The following is a 5,798-nucleotide window of genomic DNA, read 5'->3' on the forward strand; positions in this document are numbered from 1 at the left end:
GCCCCGCCCGGCGCCGGAACGCCGCGCCCCGCCGAGCCGCCGCCACCGAGGTGTTCGACGCCGAGGCGCCCCGCGGACGCCGGTCCGCCCCGCCTGCGGACGACGACTTCGACCCCTGGGTGGACGAGGACTCCGCCGACGACCTCGACCGCGCCGACGACGCCGACACGGGCGCGCTCGAGGTGGTCCCCCCGGCCGGCGTGAAGCGCCCCACCGCCGCGGACCGCGCGCTCGAGCAGGTGCGGGAGCACGCCCGCAGCCAGCGTGAGGCCACCGTCGAGGAGGCCGAGAAGGCCGAGGAGCACGACGACGAGGCGTGGGACGAGCACGAGACCCTGGTCCTGCCCACGGCGGCCGCCTCCGCCCCCGCGCCGGCCCCGGCCGCCGTCGTCCCCTCGGTCAGCCGCCCCGAGCCGGTGCCGGAGGTCACGCCCGAGCCGGCCCGGCCGTCCCGCCCCCCGCAGGACGGCGGGCACCCCTACGAGCTGCCGCAGTCCGCGCTGCTCCCGGCCGGTCCTCAGCCGAAGGAGCGCACCGAGTCCAACGACCGCGTGGTGCAGGCCCTGACCACCACGTTCACCGAGTTCAAGGTGGACGCCCAGGTGACCGGGTTCTCCCGCGGCCCGACGGTGACCCGCTACGAGGTCGAGGTGGCCCCCGGCACCAAGGTGGAGAAGGTCACCGCGCTCGAGAAGAACATCGCCTATGCCGTGGCCTCCTCCGAGGTGCGCATCCTCAGCCCCATCCCGGGCAAGCGCGCCATCGGCATCGAGATCCCCAACACGGACAAGGAGGTCGTGGCCCTCGGCGACGTCCTGCGCTCGCAGGCCGCCCAGCGCAACGACCACCCGATGATCATGGGCGTCGGCAAGGACGTCGAGGGCGGCTACGTCGTCGCGAACCTGGCGAAGATGCCGCACATGCTCGTGGCCGGCGCCACCGGCGCGGGCAAGTCGTCCTTCGTGAACTCGATGATCGTCTCCATCCTCATGCGCTCGACCCCGGACGAGGTCCGCATGGTGATGGTGGACCCCAAGCGCGTGGAGCTCACGGCCTACGAGGGCGTCCCGCACCTGGTCACGCCGATCATCACCAGCCCCAAGAAGGCCGCCGAGGCCCTCCAGTGGGTGGTGAAGGAGATGGACACCCGGTACGACGACCTCGCGGCATTCGGCTTCAAGCACGTCGACGACTTCAACCGCGCGGTGCGCGCCGGCGAGGTCAAGCTCCCCCCGGACTCGAAGCGCGTGCTGCGCCCCTACCCGTACCTGCTGGTCATCGTGGACGAACTCGCGGACCTGATGATGGTGGCCCCGCGCGACGTCGAGGACGCGATCGTGCGCATCACCCAGCTGGCGCGCGCCGCCGGCATCCACCTCGTGCTCGCCACGCAGCGCCCGTCCGTGGACGTGGTCACCGGCCTCATCAAGGCCAACGTGCCCTCCCGCATGGCGTTCGCGACGTCGTCCGTCACGGACTCCCGCGTGGTGCTGGACCAGCCGGGTGCGGAGAAGCTGCTCGGCCAGGGCGACGCCCTGTTCCTGCCCATGGGCAAGTCCAAGCCCATGCGCGTGCAGGGCGCGTGGGTGAACGAGTCCGAGATCCACGCCGTCGTGGAGCACGTCAAGGCGCAGATGCAGGTCCAGTACCGCGAGGACGTGGTGCCGGAGAAGTCCGAGAAGGTCATCGACGAGGACATCGGCGACGATCTGGACCTCCTGCTGCAGGCCGTCGAGCTGGTGGTGACCACCCAGTTCGGCTCGACGTCCATGCTCCAGCGCAAGCTGCGCGTGGGCTTCGCCAAGGCCGGCCGGCTCATGGACCTCATGGAGTCCCGCGGCGTCGTCGGTCCCTCGGAGGGCTCCAAGGCGCGCGACGTGCTGGTGAAGCCGGACGACCTGGCGGACGTGCTCGCGACGATCAACGGCGACACCCCGCCGTCGCAGACGGCCGCTCCGGCTTCCGCCGCGGCGCCGGCACCGGCCCCGGCCGCGGCGACGGAGGCGGCCCCCGACCGGTGGGCCTCCGCGGACCTGGTCGGCGACGACCTGGACTCCCGCCCCGCCGCGACGAGCTGGGACGGTGAGGACGACGACGAGGGATCGGAGGACGCGTGGCAGCTCACGGGTCGATGAACGCCCAGCCGGAGCGCGTCTCCGCCTGGAACCTGCCCAACATCCTCACCACGGTGCGAATCCTCATGGTGCCCTTCTTCGTGTGGGCGGTGTGGGCCGGCGGCCCCTGGGGGCAGGACTCCCTGACCGCCCGGTGGATCGCCGTCGCGCTGTTCGCCGCGGCCATGTACACGGACAAGCTGGACGGGGACATCGCCCGGTCCCGTGGCCTGATCACGGACTTCGGCAAGATCGCCGACCCCATCGCGGACAAGCTGCTCACCGGCTCCGCCCTCGTGCTGTTCGCGCTGCTGGGCGAGCTGTGGTGGTGGGTGGTGATCGTGATCCTCGTGCGCGAATGGGGCATCACCGCCATGCGCTTCGTGGTGATCCGCTACGGCGTCATGCCCGCGGGGCGCGGCGGCAAGCTCAAGACCGTCCTGCAGGCCGTGGGCATCGGGCTGCTGCTCATGCCGCTGGCGCCGGTGCTGGGCGGCTGGTGGCCCTGGCTGGGCTGGACCGTCATCGGCGCGGCGCTGGCGCTGACCGTGGTGACCGGCGTCGAGTACGTCCGCGACGCCGTGCGCCTGCGCGCCGACTGGCTGGCCTCCCATCCGGAAGCTCGCCGATGAGCACGGGGGTGGGGGCGGCGGCCGAGGGGGAGGCCGCGGACCCGGCGCGGGCGGCCGTCCGCGCGCTGACGACGGCGGGGCTCACCGTGGCCACGGCCGAGTCCCTCACGGCGGGGCTCGTCGCTGCCCGCCTGGCCGACGTGCCCGGCGCTTCCGCCGCCCTCCAGGGGGGCGTGGTGGCCTACCAGAACCACGTCAAGGCGGGGCTGCTGGGTGTGGACGCCGGGCTGCTGACCGCCCGCGGCGCCGTGGACGCGGAGGTCGCCCGGCAGATGGCGTGCGGCGCCCGACGGGCGGCCGGGGCCGACGTCGGCGTGGCGACGACGGGCGTGGCGGGACCGGAGCCCCACCAGGGGAAGCCGGTCGGCACGGTCTTCGTGGGCGTCGCGGTGCCCGCCGAGCTGGCGCCGGCGCTCGCGGGTCTCGACGGGGAGCCGGGGGCCGGCGAGGCGGCGCCCGGGGAGGCCGGATCGGGCGGATCCGAGGCGGGCGTGGCCGCCGCGGCGTTCGCGCTGACGCTGCCGGGGAACCGGGCGGAGATCCGCGCGGCGACCGTGGAGACCGTGCTCGATCTGCTGGCGGCACTCGGGACGACTGGTCGGGGAATGCCCGACGAGGCGCCCGCGTTGTCCTGAACAGGTCAAGATCATCGGGGGTGCGGGACGGGTCTCGCCCGGCTCGCCCCCAGGACAATCCCAGGAGCGGTCAGTACACATGATGCGACACCCCGTCCAGGCGCACGGCATCACCCGCTGGGTGGACAGCCAGCCGCGCCCGTCCCAGCCCACCCCTGAGCTCAAGGAGCGCAGCATGCCCATCCTCCGTCATGAGATCGGCGACGTCCTCCGCGACGTCCGCCAGCGCCAGGGCCGCACCCTGCGCGAGGTCTCCCATGACGCCCGTGTGTCCCTCGGCTACCTGTCCGAGGTCGAGCGCGGCCAGAAGGAGGCGTCGTCCGAGCTGCTGGCCTCCATCTGCGACGCCCTGCAGATCCCGCTGTCCTTCCTGCTGCGCGAGGTCTCCGACCGCCTCGCCGAGCAGGAGGGCGTGGTGGTCCCGGACACCGTCCCCGCCGACATGGCCGAGGACGGCGCCGCCGACGTCGCACCCCTCGCGGTCCGCTGAGCGCCGCCCGCGCCCCGCACGCCGCGGCTCCCCGGGGGGCCGCGGCGTGCGCATGACCGAGTTCCAGCGCCTCATGGAGGACGAGTTCGGCCCCGCCCGGGCCGGACTGGTGGCCGACTCCCTCCACCTGCCCGGCTTCGACGCGACGGCGTCCGAGGCGCTCGCCGCGGGCGCCGATCCCAAGGACGTCTGGCGGGCCGTCTGCGACCTGCACGAGATCCCCGCCGAGCGCCGACTCGGGAGGGACGTGCCGCCCACGCGGTGAGGAGGAGGATTCGAACTCCGTTCATCGAACAGGTGTTCGAGTGATGGGGTAGAGTCCTGCACAGCAGCGTGGCCGGGAGCGGCCGTGCACAGTCCTCCCACTCCGGCCTTATCGTGTCCGCACCCGCGCCTACTGTCGACGACATCAGGCAGGGCGGTCCGGACGGCCCGTCACGAGCATCGATCACGTCAGGAGCAGTCCATGAGCAAGGCGTCAGCCACCGAGAAGGTCGCCACGGAGCGCGAGAAGGCGCTCGAGGCCGCCCTCGCCCAGATCGACAAGCAGTTCGGCAAGGGCTCCGTGATGCGCCTCGGCGAGCGCAGCCAGGCGCCCGTCGAGGTCATCCCCACCGGCTCCGTGGCCATGGACGTGGCCCTCGGCATCGGCGGCCTGCCCCGCGGCCGCGTCGTGGAGATCTACGGCCCGGAGTCCTCGGGCAAGACCACGCTCGCCCTCCACGCGGTGGCCAACGCCCAGCGCAACGGCGGCATCGCCGCGTTCATCGACGCGGAGCACGCCCTGGACCCGGTCTACGCCCGCAAGCTCGGCGTGGACACCGACGCCCTCCTGGTCAGCCAGCCGGACACCGGCGAGCAGGCGCTCGAGATCATGGACATGCTGGTCTCCTCCGGCACCCTGGACATCGTGGTCATCGACTCCGTGGCGGCCCTGACGCCCCGCGCCGAGATCGAGGGCGAGATGGGCGACTCCCATGTGGGCCTCCAGGCCCGACTGATGTCCCAGGCCCTCCGCAAGGTGACGGGTCGCCTGCACCAGACCAACACCACCGCCATCTTCATCAACCAGTTGCGCGAGAAGATCGGCGTGTTCTTCGGCTCGCCGGAGACCACCACGGGTGGCAAGGCGCTGAAGTTCTACGCGTCCGTGCGCATCGACGTGCGCCGCATCGAGACCCTGAAGGAGGCCGGCAGCCCCGTCGGCAACCGCACCCGCGTGAAGATTGTGAAGAACAAGATGGCCCCGCCCTTCAAGCAGGCCGAGTTCGACATCCTCTACGGGGAGGGCATCTCCAAGGAGGGCAGCCTGATCGACATGGGCGTCGAGGAGGGCATCGTGAAGAAGTCCGGCGCCTGGTTCACCTATGACGGTGACCAGCTCGGCCAGGGCAAGGAGAACGCACGGCGCTTCCTCAAGGACAACCCCGACCTCGCGGACGAGATCGAGCACCGCATCTTCACCAAGCTGGGCATCGGCGCCGATCCGCAGGCCGAGGACGACGCGGAGGGGGAGACCCCGGCGCTGCAGGCCGTCGCGGGTGACGTCGCCGCCGGATGACCTCCGGCGTGCACGGTCGAGGGCGGGGCGGTTCCGCGGGTCGGGCTTCTGACCGGCAGAGCCGCCCCGCCTTCGACGATCCCCGGGACTCCGAGGCCGGTCTGGCCTGGCTCGAGTTCGCCGGCGTCGAGGCGTCGGCGCCCGGCGCCGATCCGGCACTCGCCTCGCGATCGCGGACAGAGTCGGATCCGGAGACGGAGACTCCGGCACCGGGGGCGACGGCACGCTCGCGGCCGCGTCGTCGACGTCACCAGGCGCCTGAGGCCGACCCGTCCGCGCCGGTCGACCTCGGCGCGCTGCTGACGCGCGCCAGCGACCTCCCCACCCCGCCCCGTCGCCCCCGCGACGCGGGAGAAGGGGGTGGGG

Annotated in this window: 6 protein-coding genes; all 6 read left to right on the forward strand. The window is 72.8% G+C overall.

Translation table 11 applies throughout. The features are described from left to right. Positions 1-2,135, forward strand: a 2,135-nt coding sequence (locus MHY29_RS10920) for a DNA translocase FtsK (protein ID WP_239241202.1), incomplete at its 5' end; no start/stop codon positions are given. Then, positions 2,132-2,746, forward strand: a complete 615-nt coding sequence (gene pgsA / locus MHY29_RS10925; protein WP_224356841.1) for a CDP-diacylglycerol--glycerol-3-phosphate 3-phosphatidyltransferase — start codon at positions 2,132-2,134, stop codon at positions 2,744-2,746. The genes MHY29_RS10920 and pgsA, both read left to right, overlap by 4 nt. Continuing rightward, complete coding sequence (locus MHY29_RS10930) at positions 2,743-3,381, forward strand: CinA family protein (RefSeq protein ID WP_239241219.1); 639 nt, start codon at positions 2,743-2,745, stop codon at positions 3,379-3,381. Before pgsA ends, MHY29_RS10930 begins: the two co-directional genes overlap by 4 nt. A 79-nt stretch (positions 3,382-3,460) precedes the next feature. Then, positions 3,461-3,871 (forward strand): helix-turn-helix domain-containing protein, encoded by a 411-nt coding sequence (locus tag MHY29_RS10935; RefSeq protein WP_286670221.1) that lies wholly within the window; start codon positions 3,461-3,463, stop codon positions 3,869-3,871. Positions 3,872-3,923: 52 nt separating this feature from the next. Then, entirely contained in the window at positions 3,924-4,136 is a 213-nt protein-coding gene (locus MHY29_RS10940; protein WP_255718886.1) for a DUF3046 domain-containing protein, read from the forward strand. Positions 4,137-4,337: 201 nt separating this feature from the next. Next, on the forward strand, positions 4,338-5,432 hold the full coding sequence (gene recA, locus MHY29_RS10945) for a recombinase RecA (protein ID WP_224355316.1): 1,095 nt from the start codon (positions 4,338-4,340) through the stop codon (positions 5,430-5,432). The last annotated feature ends 366 nt before the right edge of the window (positions 5,433-5,798 follow it).

This window comes from Micrococcus sp. ACRRV (assembly GCF_022346985.1).
In the GTDB taxonomy this organism is placed as follows: Bacteria; Actinomycetota; Actinomycetes; order Actinomycetales; family Micrococcaceae; genus Micrococcus; species Micrococcus porci.

Coding starts and splice junctions, on each gene's coding strand:
- pgsA (WP_224356841.1), top strand. CDS start 2,132: ATGAACGCCCAGCCGGAGCGCGTCTCCGCCTGGAACCTGCCCAACATC.
- MHY29_RS10940 (WP_255718886.1), top strand. CDS start 3,924: ATGACCGAGTTCCAGCGCCTCATGGAGGACGAGTTCGGCCCCGCCCGG.
- recA (WP_224355316.1), top strand. CDS start 4,338: ATGAGCAAGGCGTCAGCCACCGAGAAGGTCGCCACGGAGCGCGAGAAG.
- MHY29_RS10930 (WP_239241219.1), top strand. CDS start 2,743: ATGAGCACGGGGGTGGGGGCGGCGGCCGAGGGGGAGGCCGCGGACCCG.
- MHY29_RS10935 (WP_286670221.1), top strand. CDS start 3,461: ATGATGCGACACCCCGTCCAGGCGCACGGCATCACCCGCTGGGTGGAC.